At 65.1% G+C, this 22,035-nt stretch carries 22 protein-coding genes; 14 read left to right on the top strand and 8 right to left on the bottom strand.

From position 1 onward, the window contains the following. Positions 1-16 precede the first annotated feature (16 nt). Both purC and DX905_RS01785 read right to left on the bottom strand, forming a co-directional pair. Positions 17-793, bottom strand: a complete 777-nt coding sequence (gene purC, locus DX905_RS01790; protein WP_116089803.1) for a phosphoribosylaminoimidazolesuccinocarboxamide synthase — start codon at positions 791-793, stop codon at positions 17-19. Positions 794-945: 152 nt separating this feature from the next. Then, entirely contained in the window at positions 946-1,098 is a 153-nt protein-coding gene (locus tag DX905_RS01785) for a hypothetical protein (RefSeq protein WP_162875412.1), read from the bottom strand. A 117-nt stretch (positions 1,099-1,215) separates the two neighbouring features. On the opposite strand from DX905_RS01785, the gene DX905_RS01780 reads away from it, so the two are divergent. Then, the gene (locus DX905_RS01780; protein ID WP_116092248.1) at positions 1,216-2,127 is read left to right on the top strand and encodes a LysR substrate-binding domain-containing protein; all 912 of its coding nucleotides are present in this window, start codon (positions 1,216-1,218) and stop codon (positions 2,125-2,127) included. 12 nt (positions 2,128-2,139) lie between these two features. Here the strand turns inward: DX905_RS01780 and DX905_RS01775 are convergent, their stop codons facing one another. Next, a complete protein-coding gene (locus DX905_RS01775; protein WP_116089801.1) occupies positions 2,140-4,155 on the bottom strand; it encodes a S9 family peptidase in 2,016 nt (671 codons plus the stop codon). A 100-nt stretch (positions 4,156-4,255) separates the two neighbouring features. Here DX905_RS01775 and parC point away from each other — a divergent pair, with 100 nt between their 5' ends. Then, positions 4,256-6,535, top strand: coding sequence for a DNA topoisomerase IV subunit A (gene parC, locus DX905_RS01770; RefSeq protein WP_116089800.1), 2,280 nt, complete (start codon positions 4,256-4,258; stop codon positions 6,533-6,535). A 35-nt stretch (positions 6,536-6,570) separates the two neighbouring features. On the opposite strand, the gene DX905_RS01765 is transcribed toward parC, so the two are convergent. The 4 genes from DX905_RS01765 to DX905_RS01750 all read right to left on the bottom strand — a co-directional run bounded on the left by DX905_RS01765 (position 6,571) and on the right by DX905_RS01750 (position 9,502). Beyond that, positions 6,571-7,761, bottom strand: a complete 1,191-nt coding sequence (locus tag DX905_RS01765; RefSeq protein ID WP_116089799.1) for a CCA tRNA nucleotidyltransferase — start codon at positions 7,759-7,761, stop codon at positions 6,571-6,573. Next, positions 7,758-8,348, bottom strand: a complete 591-nt coding sequence (locus tag DX905_RS01760; protein WP_116089798.1) for a CoA pyrophosphatase — start codon at positions 8,346-8,348, stop codon at positions 7,758-7,760. Before DX905_RS01760 ends, DX905_RS01765 begins: the two co-directional genes overlap by 4 nt. Further along, positions 8,345-8,902 (bottom strand): DUF1285 domain-containing protein, encoded by a 558-nt coding sequence (locus DX905_RS01755; protein ID WP_116089797.1) that lies wholly within the window; start codon positions 8,900-8,902, stop codon positions 8,345-8,347. The genes DX905_RS01760 and DX905_RS01755 overlap by 4 nt, the downstream gene beginning before the upstream one ends. A gap of 81 nt (positions 8,903-8,983) precedes the next feature. Further along, positions 8,984-9,502, bottom strand: a complete 519-nt coding sequence (locus tag DX905_RS01750; RefSeq protein ID WP_420822129.1) for a GNAT family N-acetyltransferase — start codon at positions 9,500-9,502, stop codon at positions 8,984-8,986. 160 nt (positions 9,503-9,662) lie between these two features. On the opposite strand from DX905_RS01750, the gene DX905_RS01745 reads away from it, so the two are divergent. Together DX905_RS01745 and DX905_RS01740 are read left to right on the top strand one after the other, a co-directional pair. Continuing rightward, positions 9,663-10,088, top strand: a complete 426-nt coding sequence (locus DX905_RS01745; RefSeq protein WP_116089796.1) for a dihydroneopterin aldolase — start codon at positions 9,663-9,665, stop codon at positions 10,086-10,088. Then, a complete protein-coding gene (locus DX905_RS01740; protein ID WP_116089795.1) occupies positions 10,088-10,843 on the top strand; it encodes an SDR family oxidoreductase in 756 nt (251 codons plus the stop codon). The genes DX905_RS01745 and DX905_RS01740 overlap by 1 nt, the downstream gene beginning before the upstream one ends. Positions 10,844-10,847: 4 nt before the next feature. Here the strand turns inward: DX905_RS01740 and DX905_RS01735 are convergent, their stop codons facing one another. Then, positions 10,848-11,672: a hypothetical protein gene (locus DX905_RS01735; protein ID WP_240320680.1), complete on the bottom strand. Its 825-nt coding sequence runs from the start codon at positions 11,670-11,672 to the stop codon at positions 10,848-10,850. A 139-nt stretch (positions 11,673-11,811) separates the two neighbouring features. Here DX905_RS01735 and DX905_RS01730 point away from each other — a divergent pair, with 139 nt between their 5' ends. The 10 genes from DX905_RS01730 to proS all read left to right on the top strand — a co-directional run bounded on the left by DX905_RS01730 (position 11,812) and on the right by proS (position 22,012). Beyond that, positions 11,812-12,540 carry an energy transducer TonB gene (locus tag DX905_RS01730; protein ID WP_338053749.1) on the top strand — a complete coding sequence of 243 codons (729 nt, stop codon included), beginning with the start codon at positions 11,812-11,814 and terminating at the stop codon, positions 12,538-12,540. 70 nt (positions 12,541-12,610) lie between these two features. Beyond that, entirely contained in the window at positions 12,611-13,378 is a 768-nt protein-coding gene (locus DX905_RS01725) for a MotA/TolQ/ExbB proton channel family protein (protein WP_116089793.1), read from the top strand. 87 nt (positions 13,379-13,465) lie between these two features. Beyond that, the gene (locus DX905_RS01720; protein WP_116089792.1) at positions 13,466-13,954 is read left to right on the top strand and encodes an ExbD/TolR family protein; all 489 of its coding nucleotides are present in this window, start codon (positions 13,466-13,468) and stop codon (positions 13,952-13,954) included. Positions 13,955-13,979: 25 nt separating this feature from the next. Beyond that, positions 13,980-14,402 carry an ExbD/TolR family protein gene (locus DX905_RS01715; protein WP_116089791.1) on the top strand — a complete coding sequence of 141 codons (423 nt, stop codon included), beginning with the start codon at positions 13,980-13,982 and terminating at the stop codon, positions 14,400-14,402. Between the two features lie 178 nt (positions 14,403-14,580). After that, entirely contained in the window at positions 14,581-14,994 is a 414-nt protein-coding gene (locus tag DX905_RS01710; RefSeq protein WP_116089790.1) for an ExbD/TolR family protein, read from the top strand. Between the two features lie 168 nt (positions 14,995-15,162). After that, positions 15,163-15,729, top strand: coding sequence for a glycerol-3-phosphate 1-O-acyltransferase PlsY (gene plsY, locus DX905_RS01705; protein WP_116092245.1), 567 nt, complete (start codon positions 15,163-15,165; stop codon positions 15,727-15,729). Continuing rightward, complete coding sequence (dprA, locus tag DX905_RS01700) at positions 15,716-16,819, top strand: DNA-processing protein DprA (protein WP_240320679.1); 1,104 nt, start codon at positions 15,716-15,718, stop codon at positions 16,817-16,819. Before plsY ends, dprA begins: the two co-directional genes overlap by 14 nt. Positions 16,820-16,951: 132 nt before the next feature. After that, positions 16,952-19,498 carry a type I DNA topoisomerase gene (gene topA, locus DX905_RS01695; protein ID WP_116089788.1) on the top strand — a complete coding sequence of 849 codons (2,547 nt, stop codon included), beginning with the start codon at positions 16,952-16,954 and terminating at the stop codon, positions 19,496-19,498. Then, entirely contained in the window at positions 19,495-20,619 is a 1,125-nt protein-coding gene (locus tag DX905_RS01690) for a glycosyltransferase family 9 protein (protein WP_116089787.1), read from the top strand. Before topA ends, DX905_RS01690 begins: the two co-directional genes overlap by 4 nt. Positions 20,620-20,695: 76 nt before the next feature. Further along, a complete protein-coding gene (gene proS, locus DX905_RS01685) occupies positions 20,696-22,012 on the top strand; it encodes a proline--tRNA ligase (protein WP_116089786.1) in 1,317 nt (438 codons plus the stop codon). Positions 22,013-22,035 lie beyond the last annotated feature (23 nt).

The raw sequence follows: 22,035 nt of genomic DNA, 5'->3' as shown, positions 1-22,035 counted from the left end.
AACTCCCCAGCGCGCGTTATTTTCCCCGGTTTTTGCGATGCTCCGCCATGTCGAGCACGATCGTGTCGCCATCCGGCAACAAGCCCAGCCGCCGCGCAATTTCCTGATAGGCTTCGGCTTCTCCACCAAGATCCTGGCGGAAACGATCCTTGTCGAGCTTTTCGCCCGACGTCATGTCCCACAGGCGGCAACCATCGGGGCTGATCTCGTCGGCGAGGATCACGCGGGCATAGTCATTCTCCCACAGCCGCCCGAATTCCAGCTTGAAGTCGACCAGGCGGATGTTCACGCCCGCAAACAGCCCGGTCATGAAGTCGTTCACGCGGATCGCCATGTCGGAAATGTCGTGCATCTCATCCTGGCTCGCCCAGCCGAAGCAGGCGATATGCTCTTCCGAGACCAGCGGATCGCCGAGCGCATCATCCTTGTAATAATATTCGATGATCGTGCGCGGCAACTGCGTGCCTTCCTCGATGCCAAGGCGCTTGGCGAGGCTTCCGGCGGCGACGTTGCGGATCACCACCTCGATCGGGATGATCTCGACCTGACGGATCAATTGCTCGCGCATGTTGAGCCGGCGGATGAAGTGCGTGGGCACGCCGATATTGGCGAGCAAGGTGAAGACATGCTCGGAGATGCGGTTGTTGAGCACGCCCTTGCCGCTGATGGTGCCCTTCTTCTGCGCGTTGAACGCGGTCGCGTCATCCTTGAAATATTGGATGAGCGTGCCGGGCTCCGGACCCTCGTAGAGGATCTTGGCCTTGCCTTCGTAAATCTGACGGCGGCGGGACAAAGCAGTCTCCCAAAGGACCGAAACGAGAAGCGCCCCGACGCAGCCTAAAGGCGCGGGCGGGGCGACGAGCCGGGGATATAGCCCAGGATGTCCCGCACCGCAACGCGACCGACGCGTGGTGCTGGCTTCTCGGTTGGTTTGGGGAGCGCTGCTTATCGGCAGCGATCGATCCGGGCGCATTCGGTCGCCGGCCAGGCGCGATGCGCGCCCCACCAATCGACGAAGCGGTCGGTGACCGCGAGCGCCTCCAGCAGTCGTGCCGCGAAGCTGGGGACCGGGCGAACAGGCTTGCTGCTATTGGACATGACGACCTCCAATCCTGCGGCCAGAGCTGGGCCGCTGCCCATTCCAACTGGTCCAATTTGCACATCAATGCCAATCGAAGCTTGCGCTCAACCCATAAGCTGGGCTTATGGGCGGACATGCGTCGCCTGCCGCCCCTTGCCGCCGTGCGTGTATTCGAGGCTGCCGCGCGGCACCTTAACTTCACTGTCGCGGCAGCGGAACTTGGCATGACCCAGGCGGCGGTGAGCTATCAGGTCAAGTTATTGGAAGAGCGGCTTGGCGTAGCCTTGTTCCGCCGTGACGGGAGGGGCATCCAGCTTACCCCGGCGGGCGAGCGGGCGGCGCCGCAGGTGGCGCGGGGCTTCGATGCGCTCGACGCCGCCTTTGCCCGACTGCGCAGCGAGAACGAATCGTCGATGACGGTGTCGACGACCCAGACCTTCGCCAACACCTGGCTGGCGTGGCGGCTCGGGGGCTTTCAGATGGGCAATCCCGGCATGGCGGTGCGCCTGATCGCGACCGACGACATCACTGACTTCGCGCGCGACGAGGTCGACGTCGCCATTCGCGCCGGCCGCGGGCCCTGGCCCGGGCTCGAGCGGCATCTGCTGTTCCAGGTCGACTTCACCCCGATGTGCAGCCCGGAATTCCTTGCCCGGCACGGCGGCAGCATCACGGCGGAAGAGATCGTGAGATTGCCGATGATCAGCCCCAACGATCCCTGGTGGCCCCATTGGCTGCGCGAGGCGGGCGTGGAGCTCGACGAGAACGAGATTCGCCCGGGCGTGCGGCTCGACGTTCAGGCGCATGAGGGGCATGCCGCGATGGCCGGCCAGGGCGTTGCGATGCTGACGCCCTTCCTCTGGCGCAACGACATCGCTCAGGGCAGGCTGGTGCGCCTTTCGGATCAGCTTTCAACGCGCGGCTATGGCTACTGGCTTGTCTATCCGGAGGAGCGGCGGTCGGTCGCCAAGATCCGGCGCTTCCGCGAATGGTTGCTCAACGAGATCGAGGAGGAGCGGCACGATCCGCTTCGTGCCGCTCCCTGATCCTACGAAAGTCTAAGGAGCGGCGACCGCAGCCGCGAGGCCATGCACCTGATCCGCACCTTCTTTCACCTGCGCGCTCGACGGCTTGAGCGCGTCCCCGATCGGTTCCGCTCGGCCGCCGAGGCAAGCCGCGAGGAAATTCTCGGTAATGGCATTGAAGGCGATATTGTTGACCGGTCGAGCGAAGCCGTGGCCTTCGTCGGGGAAGACGACATAGGTTACCGGTATGTTCTTGGCCTTCATCGCGTCGACGATCTGCTGGCTTTCGCGGACATTGACCCGCGGATCGTTTTGGCCCTGGCCAATTAGCAGCGGTACCTTGATCTTGTCGGCCATGAATAGGGGGGAACGTTCGCGCAGCAGCGCCTTGCCTACATCGGTCGTGGGATCGCCCATACGCTTGTAGAATTGCTGCTTACCCGCCTCCCAATAAGGTGGGATCGTCTGTAGCAGGGTGAACAGGTTGGACGGCCCGACAATGTCGACGCCGCAGCGGAAGGCATCGGGTGTGAAGGCGACGCCGGCCAGCGTCGCATAGCCGCCATAAGAGCCGCCCGCGATCGCCACCTTGTCGGATGTGGTGACGCCCTGCCTGACCGCCCAGCCGACCGCGTCGAGCAGATCGTCATGCATCTTGCGGCCCCATTGCAGGTCGCCGGCGGAGATGAATTTCTTACCGAAGCCGGTCGAGCCACGATAATTGACCGACAACACCGCATAGCCGCGGTTCGCCAGCCATTGGTGCCAGCTATTATAGCCGAAGGCATCGCGCGCCCATGGGCCGCCATGGACGAACAGGACCAGCGGCACCGGATGGCTGGGCTTGCCATCGCCGTCCGGATCGCTCCCCGCCGGCAGCGTCAGGTAGGAGACGAGCGTCATACCGTCGCGCGCCGGAATCGCCTCTGGGTACATCGGCACAAGCGGCGCGCCGACCAATTCCGGACGGCCGACATAAAGCTGCTTGAGCGAGCGCGTCCGGCGATCGAACAGATAGGTTGCGCTCGGCGCGGTGACGGGGTCGACCGCGACCGTCCACAGATTGTCGGCATCGGTGCGCGAGGTGACGGCGATGTCGCCCTTGAGCTCTTTCTTGAGCCAGGCGAGGTCTTTGCCGATCGCGGGATCGCTCGCGATCCAGTCGTCGCGCAGATAATTGACCGACCAGGCCTGGACGACGCCGGTTTTGGGATCGGCCAGAACGCCATCGATGTCCGCGCGCGGATCCTGCGCAACGATCGTCTGCCGTCCGCTGGCAACGTCCTGCGCGATCAGGGCGGCCGTGTCGCGGCCGCGCGAGTCGAGCCAATAAAGGGTCTTTCCATCGGTGGTGAAGCCGGACGGCCCGGTGGTGAGCGAATCGTCCAGGCCGATCGTGGCGAACGGCGTCTGCTCGACCTTGCCGCCGGTCACACGATAGAAAGATTGGCCGCCATCCGGCCTCTGCTTGGTGGCGAGCCGCGGGACGAGCTGTTCGTCCGCGACGAAGCCAGCATAACCGCCGTCATTCTGCAGCACGAGGCTGAGCTTTCCGGTCGCGAGATCGAGGCCATAGACGTCGTGCCAGCGCGGATCGCGATTGTTGATGCCGATCAGGATGCGATCCTTCACGGCTCGGCTGATGTTGATCACTTCCACGCGCGTCTTATCGAACGGGGTCAGGCTCTTCTGCGCCGCGGTGGCGACGTCGACGCCGTAGAGCAGGAAATTCTCGTCACCGCCCTTGTCGTTGACGAACAGGATCGTCTTGGAATCCGGCGACCAGTAATAGGAACGGATCGGCCGCGTCTTCTCGGCGGTGAGCGGCTTCGCTGCGGCCGGATCGGCCACCGGCGCCACCCAGATGTTGAGCACGCCGTCGCGCGGCGCGATCCAGGCCAGCCACCTGCCGTCGGGGCTGAGGCGGCCGGCCGTTTTGCTGGGGTTGCCGAACAGCTTGGCGCGCTCGATCAACGGAACGGAGGGCGGCTGCGCGAGGGCGGGGGCGGCGAGGGTGAGAATTGCGGCGGAAGCGAATAACAGGCGCATGAGAGTCCCCTGTGTGGTATCATAGTAACACGCTACATGTGATCGGGCCGGGTGCAAAGCGACTTTGCGCAGCCGCTCGGGTCCGCTAGTCGCCGCTGCGATGACCGACCCTGCCGACCCCTTCAACCTGATCGTAGAAGCTCCGTTCGATAGCGCGCTGTCGGAACGCTATCTGGTCTATGCGCTGTCGACGATCACCGCACGCTCTCTGCCCGATGTGCGCGACGGGCTGAAGCCGGTGCATCGCCGCCTGCTGTGGGGCATGCGGCTGCTCAAGCTGGATCCCGCTTCGGGCTACAAGAAATGCGCGCGCGTGGTCGGCGACGTGATGGGTAAATATCACCCGCACGGCGACGCTTCCATCTATGACGCGATGGTGCGCCTCGCACAGCCTTTCGCGCTGCGTTACCCGCTGGTCGACGGGCAGGGCAATTTCGGCAATGTTGATGGCGATAATGCCGCGGCGATGCGCTACACCGAAGCGCGCCTGACACAGGCCGCAATCCTGCTGATGGAAGGCCTGGACGAGGCAACCGTCGACTTCCGCCCGACCTATAATGGCGAGGAGGAAGAGCCCGAGGTTTTCCCCGGCCTGTTCCCCAATTTGCTCGCTAACGGTGCCGCCGGCATCGCAGTGGGCATGGCGACGTCGATTCCGCCTCACAATGTCGCCGAACTGATCGACGCCGCGATGCACATCATCGACCAGCCGGAGGGCGATCCGCGCGAACTGATGCGCTTCGTCACCGGGCCCGATTTCCCGACCGGCGGCATCCTCGTCGACAATGCGGCGGCGATCGCGGAGGCTTATGCAACCGGACGCGGTTCGTTCCGCGTGCGCGCGCGCTGGGCGATCGAGGACCAGGGCCGCGGCACCTGGGTCGCGGTGATCAGCGAGGTGCCGTATCAGGTGCCCAAGGCCAAGCTGATCGAGGCGATCGCGACTTTGATCAACGACAAGAAACTGCCGATCCTGGCAGACGTGCGCGACGAGAGCGACGCGCAGATCCGGATCGTGCTGGAACCGCGCAGCCGCACGGTCGACCCGCAGACGCTCATGGACAGTCTGTTCCGGCTGACCGATCTCGAGACCCGCGTGCCCCTCAACCTCAACGTGCTCGATCGCGACCGCACGCCGCGGGTCATGTCGCTTAAACAGGCGCTTGCGGCCTGGATTGATCATCAGTTCGAAGTTCTGGTCCGCCGCTCGAACCACCGCCTCGCCAAGATCGCGGACCGGATCGAGCTGCTCGACGGCTATCTGATCACCTATCTCAACCTTGATCGCGTGATCCAGATCATCCGCGAACAAGATGAGCCCAAGCCGATGCTGATGGCCGAGTTCGAACTGACCGATCGCCAGGCGGAAGCGATCCTCAACATGCGGCTGCGCAGCTTGCGCAAGCTGGAAGAAATGGAGCTGCGCAAGGAGCGCACCGCCCTCGACAAGGAGGCACAGGAGCTGGAGGCGCTGGTCGCGAGCCCGGCCAAGCAGCGCACGCGGCTGAAGCGCGACCTTGCCAAGCTACGGGAGCGCTATGCCGAGACGACCGAGCTTGGTCGTCGCCGCACCCTGATCGAGGAGCAGGGGCCGGCGCGCGAGATCCCGCTCGAGGCGATGATCGAACGCGAGCCGATTTCCGTGATCCTGTCGCAACGCGGCTGGGTTCGGGCGATGAAGGGCCATATCGACCTCGCCTCGGCCGAGGCGCTCAAGTTCAAGGAGGGCGACGGCCCCGCCTTCGCCTTCCACGCCCAGACCACCGACAAGCTGCTGCTCGTGGCGGGGACCGGGCGCGTCTATACCTTGCCGGCGGACCGCCTTCCCGGCGGGCGTGGCTTTGGTGAGCCCGTCCGCCTGATGATCGATCTGGAAGGTGAAGCCGCGATCGTCGCGCTGCTGCCGGCCAGGAACGGCGAGCGGCTGCTGTTCGCCGCCAGCGACGGGAAGGGCTTTATCGCGAAGACCGCCGAGATCACGGGCGAAACCCGCAAGGGACGCCAGGTCGTCAATCTGCGCGCCGGATCCACGGTCAAGGTGGCGCGCCGGATCCCGAGCGACGACGATTATGTTGCGGCGATCGGCGACAACCGCAAATTGGTCGTGTTTCCGCTGACGGAATTGCCGGAATTGTCGCGCGGGCAGGGTGCACAGATCCAGCGCTATCGCGACGGTGGCCTCTCCGACGCGATCACTTTCCGCTTCGCCGACGGCCTGTCCTGGCCGATGGGCGGCGATAGTGGCCGCTATCGCACCGAAACCGATCTCGGGCCGTGGCGGGCGGCGCGCGGTGCTGCCGGGCGCATGCCGCCCACCGGATTCCCGCGCGACAATCGTTTCGGTACGGGGGTGGTCAGGGCCGAGCTGGTTAAGCCCTAGCCGCGTCATGGCCGTTGCGACGGTGACGCGATCGGTTAACGGCGTCGGACCTGTGCGACTTCCTCGTCTGCGATCGCCATGACCCGCGCCTTCTCCGGGAAACCCTCGTCGACCCAGCGCCGCTCAATCGCGTGCAGGGTTGCCGCAACGATCGGGCCGGCGGTGAGGCCGAGTTTCACCAGATCGCCGCCGCCGATCGGCAAGCGCGGGGGAGTCCAGCCGTAAAGCTGGGCTAGGCCGGCCGTCGGATCGTCGCTCCGCAGCAGCAGGCGATCGCGCGCTGCCGTCACGCCAATCGCGTGGGCCAGTAGGCGGGCCGGCTCGGGCTCACCCGGCTCGGCCGCGAGCATCAGCCGCTTGCGCTGGTTGTTGGAGAGCTTGAGGCGCGCGGCGACCTGCTCGGCAATCGTCGGATCTGCCGGCAGCAATGCCGCAAGCCTGCGCACGGCGTCCCCGCCCGACGCCCCTTCGCGTGCGACCAGCCTGGCCAGACGCGCCACGCTGTCGCCATCGACTTCGGGCAGGACCGGCGCGAAGATCCCGTGTTCGACCATTAGGGCGACGGTCGATGTGGGATCGGTCACGTCCAGCAACTTGAGTAATTCCTGCGCGATTCGCTCGCGTGACAAGGCCATCAGGTCGTTGGCCCTTGCCGCACAGGCCATGAGCCCCGCCCGATCCACGCCGCCACGGCCGAAGCGCGCGTGGAAGCGGAAGAAGCGCAGGATGCGCAGATGATCCTCAGCGATACGTGCGAGCGGATCGCCAATGAAGCGCACCAGGCCAAGCGCCACGTCGGCCACGCCCCCGAAATAATCGTGGATCTCGCCGGTAACGGGATCGGCCGACAGCGCGTTGATGGTGAAGTCGCGGCGGGCCGCATCTTCGCGCCAATCGTCGGTGAAGGCGACCGTCGCCCTGCGGCCATCGGTCGTGACGTCCCGTCTCAGCGTCGTTACCTCGACGGGCCCGTGCGGCAGCACTGCTGTTACTGTGCCATGGGCGATCCCGGTCGGCACTGCTTTGAGCCCGATCGAGCGCACGCGGCGCGAAACTTCCTCGGGTGACAGCGAGGTTGCGAGATCCAGGTCGGAGACGGGCAGGCCTAGTAAGGTGTCCCGCACCGCGCCGCCGACATAGCGCACGAGCCCGTCGCCGCTGCCGAGCGCCTCGGTCAGCCGCACCAGATCGGGCTGGTCCCGCCAGGCCGCATCCGGAAGGATCATGTCGCGGCGGCTTCCAGCCGTCGGGCCAGATTAACGATCATGTTCGCGGTTGCGCCCCAAATGCGCCGCTCCTCCCACAGGATTTCGTGGAAGCGTCGTTCCCGCCCCTCCCACATCACGGTCTTGAGGACATGATTGCCGCGCTCGAGCAGGAAGGCCAGCGGTGTTTCGAATACCGCCGCGACCTCGGCCTGATGCGGCGCTAGCGTGAGGTCGGGCGGAATGACGCCGATCACCGGCGTCACGGCAAAGCCCGTGCCGACGCGATACGTATCGCTGATACCGACGATATCGACCGCGCCAGGGTCCAGCCCGATCTCTTCCTGGGCCTCGCGCAATGCCGCGGCAACGGCGTCGCGATCCTCCGGATCCATGCGGCCGCCGGGAAAGGCGATCTGCCCGGCGTGACGACGCAGATGCGGCTGGCGCAGCGTCAGCAGCACGCCCGGCTCGGCCCGGTCGGTGATCGCCACCAGCACCGCAGCGGGCGCGTAGACGCCGCCGGCGCGATCATATTCGTCGCCCACGATCGGCACGTGCGAGCTTTCCCCGGCGAGCGCCGCGCGCAGCCGCTCCGTCAGGCTCATGTTCCGTCCAGCGGAAAGAAGACACCGTCGGACCAAAGGCCTGGCGGAGTGCTGTCCTCGCCCAGGGCCAGCTCGGCCAATTCGTAATAGACCGGCCGGGCGAGGCTTGCTGTGAGCCCGTCGCGCACCCTCAGGTAGGGCCGCCCGTCCACGATCTCGAGATCATGCTCGGGCCCGGCGACAATCGGTTCGTCGGTGTTGAGGCGGAAGGCAAGACGGCGATCGCGGCCGGTGCCTTCGCTCTTGACTTCGATAGCGACGAACGGTGCATCCTCGACCGCGATGTCGAGCTTTTCCACAGGTGTGACGAGCACGTGCCGCCCATCGGGCTCGCGCCGCAGCAGGCCGGCGAACAGGCGCACCATCGCCGGGCGCTGGATCGGCGCGCCTTCGTGAAACCAGGTTCCGTCGCGCGCGATGCGCATATGGCTGTCCCCGCAACGCGATGGGTTCCACTGCGCCACGGGCGGCAGCCGGCGCTCGGCGGCTGCGCGCGCGATCTCCGCCAGCGTCAGGCCGGCAAGCTCGGGCGGGGGCGGTGCGGTTTCGGGCATGGCCTGGGCGTTAGAGCCTGATCGCCATCGGTGGAAGCGCAGTGCGCTTTCATTGGTGGCCTGGACCAGTTTCTCGTCATTTTACCGGACCGCGGCCGCCTTTGTCTCGCGTCGTGGTCCGAGCATGCCGCCGTAGGGCAGCTCCCGCCCGCCGGTTCGCGCCAGCAACCGGCGCCGCTCGAACGGCCCGGGCAGTTCCCAATTGGCCGTCGCGTCCGCGGTGAAGCCGAAATGACGGCCATAATATTCGGCGTCGCCGATCAGAACGAGCGGCGGATAATCCCCGGCTTGCTTGAGCATCGCTTCCATCATGCGGCGGCCGATGCCCTGCTGCTGCCGACCGGGATCCACCGCGACCGGCCCGACCAGGACCAGCGACGTCTCGCCTTCCGACCCGTGGAGCGCGATCGGCCAACTCTGCAACGCACCCACCAGCCGATCATCCTCGAATGCAGCCAGCGAGAGTTCGGGAATGGCCGACATGCCTTCGCGGATCCGGTATGCGGTGCGCGTGCGGCGATGGGTCCCAAACGCGGCATCGAGCAGCTGCTCGACGTCGGCGAGCCTCGCTTCGGCAATAGGTGCAAGCGTGATCAACAAAGCGGGCTCCGGACGGGAAAGGGGTGCGCCCCATAACGCACTGCTGGCGAAAGGGAACCCGCCGGCAAGGCGCCGCGGTCACGAATGAACCCTACGCGCGCAGCGCTTCCACCGACGACGGTCAGGCTCTAAGGCGCGGCTGTTGCAATTGAGAGGCCCGATGACCGCAATCGATCACCCGACGCCACTGGTGCTGGTTCCCGAAACGGGCGGACCGGGCGATTTCATACGTCTGGAAGTTAGCGATCTCGTCATCGACGTGCTGACCGGCATTTATTCCGAAGAGACGCACATGCCGCAGCCGCTCAAGGTGTCGGTTGCTGCGGACATTCCCGCGCCCAGCCGATTCGCCCACGACACGCCGTTGAGCGCATCGAAAAATTATCTCGATCTTCGTCGCGCCGTAGAAGAGGGGCTGCCACGCGAACTGCACTTTACGCTGGTCGAGGCGGTGGCGGATCACATCATCGACACGATCTTCGGCGGCGATGCACGCGTGACCCGGGTCGAGGTGAAGATCGTCAAGCTGGCGCTTTCGCAGGCCGGCGAATCGATCGGGATGACACTGGTGCGCGAGCGGCGCTGATGCTGGCGCTGATCACCGGCGGGCTCCATCGCGTCGGGGCGGCGATCGCCGCGAAGCTGGCGGAGCAAGGCTATGATTTGGCCCTGCATGCACATCGGCTGGGAAGTCCCGATCCGGCTCTGGCGAAGGTGCTCGCGGATACGGGGCGCAGGTGGGCGGTGTTCCCGGCCGACCTCTCCGATGCATCCACTGTCGAAACGCTCATCGGGCGTGTAGCGGACTATTTCGGAGGTGCACCCGATGCGCTCGTCAACAGCGCATCGATCATCAATGAAGGGGCTTGGCGCGACGTTACGCAGGAGGATCTCTCCCGGCACCTTGCGGTCAACTTCGTCGCGCCAATGCTGCTCACGCGCAGCTTTGCCGGTGCGCTGGCGGAGGGGCAGGCGGGTGCGGTGGTCAATATCCTCGACCAGCGCGTGCGCAACCCCCCGATTGACCAGGCCGCCTATACGGCCTCGAAGCTGGCGCTGGCCGCCGTTACGCGAGTGACGGCACGTGCCTTTGCACCGTCCGTGCGAATCAATGCGGTGGCGCCGGGCATGACGCTTCCCGGGGAAGATTATAGCGCCGACCAATGGGACCGCCTGGCACAGGCCATGCCGCTGCAGAAGAATTCGGCGCCGGCGGAGGTCGCGGACGCCGTGGCTTATCTGCTTGGCGCCAGAGCGACGACGGGGCAGATCCTTTACGTCGACGGCGGTGCCAACCTCGAAAGCTATGCCAGGGACTTTGTGCGGCTGATGCGCGAGTGAAGGATCAGCCGGCGCAGGGCCCGAGGCCCTTGAGCACGACCTGATAATCTTCACGGGCGATTGCGGCATCCTCCGCGCCCATTGTTCCGAGCGCGCTGTCGGGCAGGGTGCGCGGCAAGCCGCAAGCCAGCCGGTACCAAAGCAGGCTGTCGGGGCGGGGCGGGGCCGCGCTATCGTCGACCAGCTCGGACAGGGCTACCGCCCAGCGCGGCTGCTCATGCGGACGGCGCAATATGGAGAGCGAGATCGGGCGGCGATCGCCCGTGCGCAGGAAGATCTGCGTCTCGCCTTCGCCGGGGAGCGATCCTGCGACATGGAAGGCGCGGGTAATGCCGGTGATGGCCGGCGGAGCATCGGACCTCACTGCTTCGGTGAGAATGGCACGCAACCGCGCTTCGTTGTCGGGGGTGCGGGGGACCTGCGCCCTTGGCCCGACCAGGCGCAACTCGCCTGGCGTGGCGCCGGTGGTGGCGAACAGCAGAACTGGCACGCCTTTGAGCTTGAGGCGCTTCCCCCTCGCGTCATTAGGCAGATCGACGAGATAGGTGACCCGTGCCGGCACCGCGCTGCCGCCGATCAGCGCCCGCACGTCGGCCTGAACATAATAGCGCGTCACGTCCGGCGCGACACCGGCTGCCGCATCGGCTTTCAGGGGTATCGCTTCGGCGATATCCGCGGCGATGACCACGCGTGCTGCCAGCGCCATGTTTGCCAGCTCGACATAGCTATAATCGGTTCTCAGCCCGGCAAAGGGCAGAGCGGCGGCCTGCGCCAGAGTGGCGGCTGATGCGGCGAATGCGATGGCGGCAGAACGATAAGCGACGGACATGGAGGCGATCCTGATAGGCGGCTGCGAAAGATTCAATCGGCTCATCGGGGGTTAACGCAACCATAAAGCGTTTGCATGGGTTGAATCGGCGCGATAGGAACACGGTGTGTCGCGAGTTTGGGACGATAGATCCCGACGCGTGCGTATCGGACAGGATGCCGGAAAGGGCGGTATCCACCTTACGGATCGGAGGGAGTGTCATTTTTTAATGGCTTACGCTGACCAACCAACAATGACTCCGCGCAAGGCGGTCGCCATCGGGCTGGTGGTCCTGCTCCATTTACTCATCGGATATGCGTTCATTACCGGACTTGCCTTCAACGTTATCAAGAAGGCAGCGCAGGATCTGAAGGTGGTGGACATCAAGGACCAGCCGCCGCCACCTGAGCAAAAGCCACCACCACCGCCGCCGCAGCAGCAGGCTACGCCGCCGCCGCCGTTGGTGAGCCCGCCGCCGCTCGTGCAGACCACGACGATGGCTCCTCCGATGGTCTCGGTACCGGTTGCGCCGCCGGCGCCGCCGCCCGTCATTACGCCTTCGGCTCCGCCGGCGCCCCCTGCACCTGTGATCTCGCAGGCCGCTGCGGCCAAGGGCGATCCTCGGACCTGGATCACCAATGACGATTATCCGCCTGGCGCCATGCGCGAGGAACGGTCGGGCGTCAGCGGTATCGCCTGGACGATCAACGAGCAGGGTCGTGTCGAGAATTGCCACGTGACGTCGCCGAGCGGCTCGCCCGATCTGGATGAGACCGCTTGCCGTCTGGTTACCCGCCGCGGCCGTTATGCGCCCGCAAAGGATCAGGCAGGCAACCCGATCAAGCAGACGTCGTCGATTCGCTTCCGCTGGGTGCTTCCCAGCGACTGACGCCGGTTGCGGTGTGGCGCGCTGAAACGTGCCGCACCGCTCAACTTATCGAAGAAGGATTGTTGAGACCATGACTACTCCCGCAGCCGGCGCCGCAGCCGCGAACGCTAATCCCTATGGCCTGATGGGCGCGCTCCATCAGGGTGGACTGATTGCCTGGACGATCTTCATCATTCTGGTGATTATGTCGGCCTCCTCCTGGTACATCATGTTCACCAAGCTGTTCGAGCAGCAGAAGATCCTGAATCAGGCGAAGCGGGTCCGTACCAGCTTCTGGGGCACTCCCACGATCAAGGACGGCTCGAGCAAGCTCGAGCGCAACTCGGCCTATCGCCAGATCGTCGAAGACGGCCTGCTCGCTCAGGACCAGCACAATCTGCTCACCGATCCGGTCGATCAGCATGAATGGCTCAGCGGCTCGCTGAACCGCAGCACTGCCGCGATCAACTCAAAGCTCGGCACCGGTCTGGCACTGCTCGCTACGGTGGGCTCGACCGCACCGTTCGTCGGTCTGCTCGGCACCGTTATCGGCATCTATCGCGCTCTGGTGAAGATCGGCGCTGCCGGTCAGGCTTCGATCGACGCAGTCGCCGGCCCGGTCGGTGAGGCGCTCATCATGACCGCACTCGGTCTGATCGTCGCCGTGCCTGCCGTTATGGGCTACAACTGGCTGATCCGCCGCAACAAGGTCATCGCCGAACAGCTCGGCACCTTCGCGACGAACCTGCACGGTTACATGGTCTCGAACGGCGCGCTTCGGCCTCAGCTCGCTTCGGTGAAGACTGCTCCGACCCCGCCGCTCAAGACGGGTTCGGCTGCGATCAACCCCAAGGCGTAACGCATGGCGCGGGCGGGGTTTCACCTCGCCCGCTGCCGTGATCCGGACTGCATTGCGCATCCGCGACAAGAATAGGAAAATCGTTCCATGGCGATGAGTGTCGGCCCCGCCGAAGACGACTCCCCAATGTCGGACATCAACACGACGCCGCTCGTCGACGTCATGTTGGTGCTCCTCATCATCTTCCTGATCACCGTGCCGGTCGTCATTCAGACGGTGCCCGTGCGCCTGCCCAAGGTCGCTTACGAGCCGACCACGAGCAAGCCCGAGAACGTCGTTCTGTCGGTGAAGGCCGGTAAGGGCGGTGACTGCGAGGTTTACTGGGGTCAGACCAAGATCACGGCGCAGGAATTGCTCGATCGCTCGGTCGCCAAGCTCAAGCTTGAGATCGACAAGCTCGGTGGTCCCGCCAACATCACGCCCGATTCGTTGCCGGAAGTGCATATCCGCAGCGATATTGACACGCCCTGGCGGTGTGTCGGCGGCGCGATGACAAACGTGGCTCGCGCTGGCTTCACCCGCGTCGGTTTCATCTCGCAGCCCGATCCCGGCCAATATCATGCCGCGGTCGAATAAGCGCCGGTTTTAGGAGTATATTGAAATGGCCATGAGCTCCGGCGGCGCCGAAGGCGAGCCGATGATGGACATCAACACGACGCCGCTTATCGACGTCATGCTGGTGCTGCTCATCATGTTCATCATCACCATTCCGGTGCAGACCCATGCCGTGAAGCTGGATCTGCCCCAGAATAATAGCGCGACCCCACCGCCGATCGACCCGGTCAAGAACGAGGTCGAGATCGACAGCCGCAACACGATCATGTGGAACGGCACGCCTGTCGATCTGACGGTGCTGCGCCAATATCTCGATCAGTCGCAGACGCTTAACCCCATCCCAGAACTGCATCTCCGTCCCGCTGCGGATGCGCGTTACGAGGTCGTGGATAACGTCCTCGCCGTGACCAAGCACGCCAACGTCACCAAGATGGGTTTCGTCGGGAACGAGGCATACGCCAACTTCTGATCGATCCCGTAACCGATCAATGAGGGGGCGGGCCGGTGGCTCGCCCCTTTTTTGTGCGGTTCCGGCCTCTGCCATACCATCTGGCTTGCCGACCGCCGTTAACGCCAGTTGCGCCAAGATCGGGAAGGCGTAGACTACTCGCACCGGACATGCTCCGTGATCGCGAGGAGTAGTTGAAATGGCTATGAACTCCGCCGGCACCGATGGTGCGCCAATGATGGACATCAACACCACCCCATTGATCGACGTCATGCTGGTGCTGCTCATGATGTTCATCATCACGATCCCCATGCAGACGCACGCCGTCAAGTTGGATACGCCATCAAAACCTGGGCGGTTTCTGCAACTTACCAAGAACGAGGTCGAGATCGACAATCGCGATAAGGTCAGCTGGAACGGGGCTCCGGTTGACCTGGTGGTGCTCCGCCAATATCTCGATCAGACCCAGATGATGGACCCCATCCCCGAGCTCCATGTGCGGCCTGCCGCGAATGCGCGTTTCGAGACGGTCGACAATGTGCTGGCGGTGACCAAGCGCGCCCACGTCGCGAGGATGGGTATCGTGGGCAACGAGGTTTACGCCAAATTCTGATTGTCATCTGCTGGAAGGTTGCTCGCGATCATTGGTCGCAAATATCCAATTCGGTCAGGTCCGCCGAGGCCATTGATCGAGATCAGTTGCGCCCCCGCGGCGATTGCGCAATTGTTTGATTGAGGGGGGACTTCGGTGGACGGCTGGGCTCTGCCCGCATTGATCCTGATGTGCAGCTATCTGGTCGGCTCGATCCCGTTCGGCGTGATCGTGACGCGGCTGGCTGGCGCCACCGATCCGCGCACTGTCGGCTCCGGGAATATCGGCGCGACCAATGTATTGCGCACCGGGCGCAAGGGACTGGCAGCGCTGACGTTGCTGTTGGACGGCGGAAAGGGCGCGGCTGCCGTGCTGGCGGCGGAAGCACTGGCACCGGGCACCGGCCCACTCGCCGCAGTAGGCGTCTTCTTCGGCCATATCTTCCCGATCTGGCTCCGCTTCAAAGGCGGGAAGGGGGTCGCGACACTGCTGGGAATTACATTGGCGGTGCATTGGCCCACCGGGCTGGTGGCGCTGATCGTCTGGGTTCTGGCGATGCTGTTGTCGCGCCGGTCATCCGTTGGTGGAATGGCCGCAGCGATCGTCACGCCAGTCGCGTCGGCCTATTTCTTCAAGGCGGATTTGACGCTGATGTTCCTCGCTTTGTCCCTGGTGGTGTTGTGGCGGCATCGCGGCAACATCGAACGGCTGGTCGATGGCTCCGAGCCGCGTATCAACGAGCGTGGCGGGGGCTGATCTGACGCTCGATGCCGACGGGATCGCCTCGCTGCGGCTGATCCGCACGCGCGCGGTCGGCCCAATCACCTATTTTCAGCTGCTCCGGCGGTTCGGATCGGCCCAAGCGGCGCTGGAAGCACTGCCGGACCTCGCCCGGCGCGGCGGCGGACCGCCGCCCTCCGTGCCGCGAATGGGGGAGATTGAGCGGGAAATGGCCGCCGTGGCGGCTAAAGGTGGCCATTACCTGCTGTTCGGCCGGGATCACTATCCGGCGCTGCTGGCGGAGACCGAAACCGCCCCGCCGGCGCTGATCGTGATCGGCAACGACACGCTGCCGGCCCGGCCTACGGTAGCCATGGTCGGCGCCCGCAACGCATCTGCCGCCGCGATCCGCTTCGCCCGCCAGCTGGCCCATGATCTGGCGGAGCGGGGCATCGTCATAGTGTCCGGCCTTGCGCGGGGGATCGATACCGCCGCGCATATGGGATCGCTCGCCGGCGGCACGATCGGTGTGATCGCCAGTGGCCTCGACATCTTCTATCCGCCTGAAAACGAAGCGCTTCAGCGCGAGATCGGGACGCGTGGGTTGATCGTGTCGGAACAGCCGCCAGGGACTGAGCCGCACGCGCGCCACTTCCCATCGCGTAACCGGGTTATTGCCGGCCTCGCCCAAGGCACGGTGGTGGTGGAAGCGGCGCCAAAATCGGGCTCGCTTATTACCGCGCGGCTGGCGGCGGATTATGGGCGCGACGTGATGGCGGTGCCCGGCTCGCCGCTCGATCCGCGGGCACAGGGGTGTAACCAGCTCATCCGTGATGGCGCGACGCTGGTGCAATCCGCCGCGGATATAGCGGAAGCTCTCCAGCCGTTCGGCCGCAACCATGTGGCCGCACCCGCCAGCGTTTACGCAACGGCGCCCCAACCCGACGATGCCAATGAGGCTGACCGGCGCGCGATCACGGCGTTGCTCAGCCCGAGCCCCGTCGCGGTGGACGAGCTGATCCGGCAGTCCGGCATCGCCCCCGCCAGCGTCCAGATGGTGCTGCTCGAACTGGAACTTGCGGGACGGCTCGAGCGGCATGCCGGCGGTCGGGTTAGCCTTGCCTGATGCGGGGGCGGCCGAGGCGGGCACGCCGCGGCAGGCTTCCCTGCGGCGCCGCCACCCCCTACATGGCCTCTTGACGCGTATCGTCGCGGCTCTCCACCCTCGCGCGTACACGTAAGGATACAATCCAGCCTCATGAAGCTCGTCGTCGTCGAATCCCCCGCCAAGGCAAAAACCATCGAGAAGTATCTGGGCCCGGGGCACCGGGTGCTGGCTTCCTATGGCCATGTCCGCGATCTGCCGCCCAAGGACGGCTCGGTCGATCCCGATAACGGCTTCGCGATGGAATGGGAGCCCTATGCCGACAAGGCCAAGCAGCTCAAGGCGATCTCTGATGAGGCGAAGACCGCCGATACGTTGATACTGGCGACCGATCCCGATCGCGAAGGTGAAGCGATTTCGTGGCATGTCCAGGAGGTGCTGCGCAAGCGCAAGGCGCTGCCCAAGAACGTACAGCGCGTCACTTTCAACGCGATCACCAAGGCGGCCGTGCTCGATGCGATGGCGCATCCGCGCGCGTTGGACGAGGATCTGATCGACGCCTACCGGGCGCGCCGCGCGCTCGATTATCTGGTCGGCTTCACGCTGTCGCCGGTATTGTGGCGCAAGCTGCCCGGCGCGAAATCAGCGGGCCGGGTCCAATCGGTCGCGCTGCGGCTGGTGGTCGATCGCGAGCGCGAGATCGAGCTGTTCCGCGCGCAGGAATATTGGTCGGTCGCCGCCGGCATGGAGCAGGACGGTGTTCCGTTTCTGGCCCGTCTGGTACGCTGGAAAGGCCAGAAGATCGATCGGCTGACGATCGGCAATGGTGGCGACGCCAATGCCGCCAAGGCCGATGTCGAGGCGGGCCGCTTCACGGTCACCAGCGTCGAGACCAAGCCGCTCACGCGCAGCCCGCCGCCGCCTTTCACGACCTCCACGTTGCAGCAAGAGGCGGCGCGCAAGCTCGGCTTCTCCGCCAGCCACACGATGCGGGTCGCACAGGATCTCTACGAGCAGGGCGCGATCACCTACATGCGGACCGACGGCGTCCAGATGGACCACAGCGCCATCTCGGCCGCGCGCGCGGCGATCGTCGATCGCTATGATGGCGGTTACATTCCCGAACAGCCGCGCCTTTATACGACCAAGGCCAAGAATGCGCAGGAAGCGCACGAGGCGATCCGCCCGACCGATTTCACCCGCGACCATGCCGGTTCGGGCGATCATGCGCGCCTGTACGATCTGGTCTGGAAGCGCGCTTTGGCGAGCCAGATGGCGAGTGCACGGCTCGAGCGCACGACCGTCGAGCTCAGCGACGGCACCGGCCAGCACAGCCTGCGCGCCACCGGCCAGGTCGTGCTCTTCCCCGGCTATCTCGCCCTCTATGAGGAAGGTCGCGACGACAGCGAGGATGAGGACAGCAAGCGTCTGCCGCGGATGAGCGAGGGCGATGCGCCCGCCAAGAAGAACGTCATTGCCGAGCAGCATTTCACCCAGCCGCCGCCGCGTTATTCGGAAGCGTCGCTGGTCAAGAAGATGGAGGAGGTCGGCATCGGCCGCCCGTCGACCTATGCCGCGACGTTGCAGACGCTGAAGGATCGCGATTACGTCACGCTCGAGAAGAACCGCTTCATCCCCCAGGAGAGCGGCCGCCTGCTGACCAGCTTCCTTGAACGCTTCTTCGAGAAATATGTCAGCTACGATTTCACCGCCGGGCTGGAGGAGGAGCTGGACGACGTGTCCGGCGGCCGCGCCAATTGGCAGTCGGTGCTCGACGCCTTCTGGCGCGACTTCAAGCCGAAGACCGCCGAGGTGATGGAGCAGAAGCCGAGCGAGGTCACCGCCGCGCTCGATGAATTCCTCGCGCCTTATCTGTTTCCGGACAAAGGCGACGGCAGCGATCCGCGTTTATGCCCCAATTGCGGCACCGGCCGGCTGGCGCTGCGTGGCGGCAAATATGGCGCGTTCGTCGCCTGCTCCAACTATCCCGACTGCAAATATACCCGCCGTTTCGCCCAGGGCGGAGTGGAGGATGCCGCCAACGATACTGGCCCGTCCGAGCTCGGCCCCGATCCCGAGACCGGCGAGATGGTCACGCGCCGCGCGGGACGGTTCGGCCCCTATATCCAGCTGGGTGAGGGCAAGGAGGCCAAGCGTTCATCTATCCCCAAGGATGTGCCTGAGCTCGATCTGCCGATGGCGCTCAAGCTGCTGGCGCTTCCGCGCGAGATCGGCGCGCATCCCGAATCGGGCAAGCCGATCACGGCCAGCATCGGCCGCTACGGTCCCTATCTGGCGCATGACGGCAAATATGCGAAATTGCAGTCCACCGCCGAGGTGTTCGAGACCGGCATGAATGCCGCCGTCGCCAAGCTCGCCGACGCGGCCAACGGCGGCGGACGCAGCGGGGGCGCATCGCGCGAACCGATCGCGACGTTCGAGGAAAGCCCCGTCACCGGCAAGCCGGTCAAGGTGATGGAGGGGCGCTTCGGCCCCTATGTCACCGACGGCACCACCAACGCGACGCTGCCAAAGGGTACCGATCCGGCGACGCTTACCGCCGAGCAGGCGCTGACGCTGCTGGCCGAGCGCGCGGCCAAGGGCCCCGCCAAGGGCAAGCGCAAGCCCGTCCGCAAGGTGGCCGCGAAGAAGAGCCCCGCTAAGAAAAGCGGGCCTAAGAAGAGTGCCGCAACACAGTGAATGATCCGCCGACTGCGCAACCGGCGCGCGAACTGGCCGTGCAGGCGCAGCTGCTGCGGGATCAGGGCCGCTGGTCCGAGGCATTGAACGCGGACTTCGCGGCCGCGCAGGCGGACCCGGACAATCCGGGGATCCTGCACAATCTCGCGGTGCTGCTGACCAAATTCGGTCGCTTGGAGGAGGGGGAGGCGGTCGCCCGTCGCGCCCTCGCGCTTGCGCCCGATGCGCCGATCCTTGCCAATACATTGGCGCATAACCTGCTGGCGCAGGGCCGCTTGACCGAAGCATGGCCGCTCCACGCCGCACGCGCGCAGCTGCCCGAACTCAATAACGGTTTTCCGCGAAACTTCCCGTTTCCGCACTGGCAGGGCGAGGTCCTTAGCCGCAAGCATATCGCGATTTTCCCGGAACAGGGCTTTGGCGATCAGATTCAACTCGCGCGCTTCCTGCCGCAGATGATCGCGCGCGCCGGGCAGGTGACATTGCTCACCAGGCCTCCGCTAGTTGCGCTGTTCGAACGGAACTTTCCGGGGCTGCATGTCGTGCCGGCAGAGGGCAATACCGAATTCCCCGATCCCGATTATTGGGCAACCATGTACGATCTTCCGGCCATGCTCCGGGTCGGCCTGGATGATGTGCCGGCCGCGCCTTATCTCACGGCGCCGGCGGCGGCGCCCGCTGCGGCTGACGGTTTCCGGGTCGGCCTGCGCGAGACCGGCAATCCCGACCATATCGACGATCGCTTCCGCTCGCTTCCCGACGCGATGGCGCAATACCTGCGGCAGGCCTTGCCGGGTACGATCGTCGATCTCGATCCCGCCAGGAGCGGCGCCCGCGACTTTGAAGAGACCGCGGCGATCATCGCGTCGCTCGATCTGGTGGTCTCGGTCGACACGGCCGTCGCCCACCTTGCGGGCGCGCTCGGCAAGCCCTGCCTGCTGCTCGTCTCCGGCTTCTCGCCAGATTGGCGCTGGATGTTCGATCGTGACGATTCCCCCTGGTATCCGCGCCATCGCCTCTATCGCAGCGAAACGGACGGAAATTGGGAGCCGGCGGTCACGCGGCTGATTGCCGATGTGCGCGCGATTGCGGCCGGTGGCAGCGGCCCCACATTGCCCTAGCGAGCGCAGCCGCCTAAGCACCGCCCGCCCAGAGCCTGATCGCCAGGCTCGCCTCGAATTGCCTGAGCGGAGCCCGATGCGCCTTTCCCGTTATTTCCTGCCCGTGATGAAGGAATCGCCCGCCGACGCACAGATCGTCAGCCATAAGCTGATGCTGCGCGCGGGGCTGGTGCGCCAGACCGCCGCCGGCATCTACGCTTGGCTGCCGCTGGGGCTGCGCGTACTCCAGCGGATCGAGCAGATCGTGCGCGAGGAACAGGATCGCGCCGGCGCGATCGAACTGCTCATGCCGACGCTACAGTCGGCGGACCTGTGGCGCCAGTCGGGACGCTATGACGATTATGGCGCGGAGATGCTGCGGATCAGGGATCGTCACGATCGCGACATGCTGTACGGTCCCACCAACGAAGAGATGATCACCGCCATCTTCCGCGATGCCGCGCGTTCCTATCGTGATCTGCCGCGCACGCTTTACCACATCCAATGGAAGTTCCGCGATGAGGTTCGCCCGCGCTTCGGCGTGATGCGCGGGCGCGAATTCCTGATGAAGGACGCCTATAGTTTCGATCTCGACGAGGCGGGTGCCCGCCACAGCTACAACCGCATGTTCGTGGCCTATCTCAACACGTTCGCGCGGATGGGGCTGCGCGCCATCCCGATGCAGGCCGATACCGGCCCGATCGGCGGCGATCTCAGCCACGAATTCATCGTGCTCGCCCCGACCGGCGAGAGCGAGGTCTTCTATCATTCGAACTGGGAGAAGCCGGCCGAACTGTCGAACGTTGATTTCGACGATGTCGGCGGTCTGCAGGGGATCGTCGGTGGCTATACCGCCGATTATGCCGCGACCGACGAGAAGCGCGATCCGGCGCGCGAGGCCGAAGCCGGCGAGGCGCTGCGCCAGTCGCGCGGGGTCGAGGTCGGTCATATCTTCTATTTCGGCACCAAATATTCGGCCGCGATGGGCCTCAAGATTCAGGGCCAGGACGGGTCCGAGATCGTGCCGCAAATGGGCAGTTACGGCATCGGCGTCTCGCGGCTGATGGCCGCGATCATCGAAGCCGGCCATGACGACAAGGGCATCATCTGGCCCGACGCGGTCGCGCCTTATGCGGTTGGCCTGATCAACATGCGCGCCGACGACGAGGCCTGCGCCAAGGCTGCGGACGAGCTTTATGCCCAGTTGCAGGCCGCCGGCGTGGACGTTCTCTATGACGATCGCGACGAACGCGGCGGCGCCAAGTTCGCAACCATGGACCTGATCGGCCTGCCCTGGCAGATCGTCATCGGCCCCAAGGGCCTCGCCAACGGCATCGTCGAACTCAAGCGACGTGCGACCGGCGAGCGCGAGGAGCTTGCTCCCGCGGATGCGATTGCGAGAGTGAAAGGGTGATCGCCCTTTGTCATGCTGAACTT

The sequence above is a fragment of the Sphingomonas crusticola genome, assembly GCF_003391115.1.
Classification (GTDB): Bacteria; Pseudomonadota; Alphaproteobacteria; order Sphingomonadales; family Sphingomonadaceae; genus Sphingomonas_I; species Sphingomonas_I crusticola.
The sequence above is the reverse complement of the archived record's forward strand: the minus strand, read 5'-3'. Positions and strand labels throughout refer to the sequence as shown.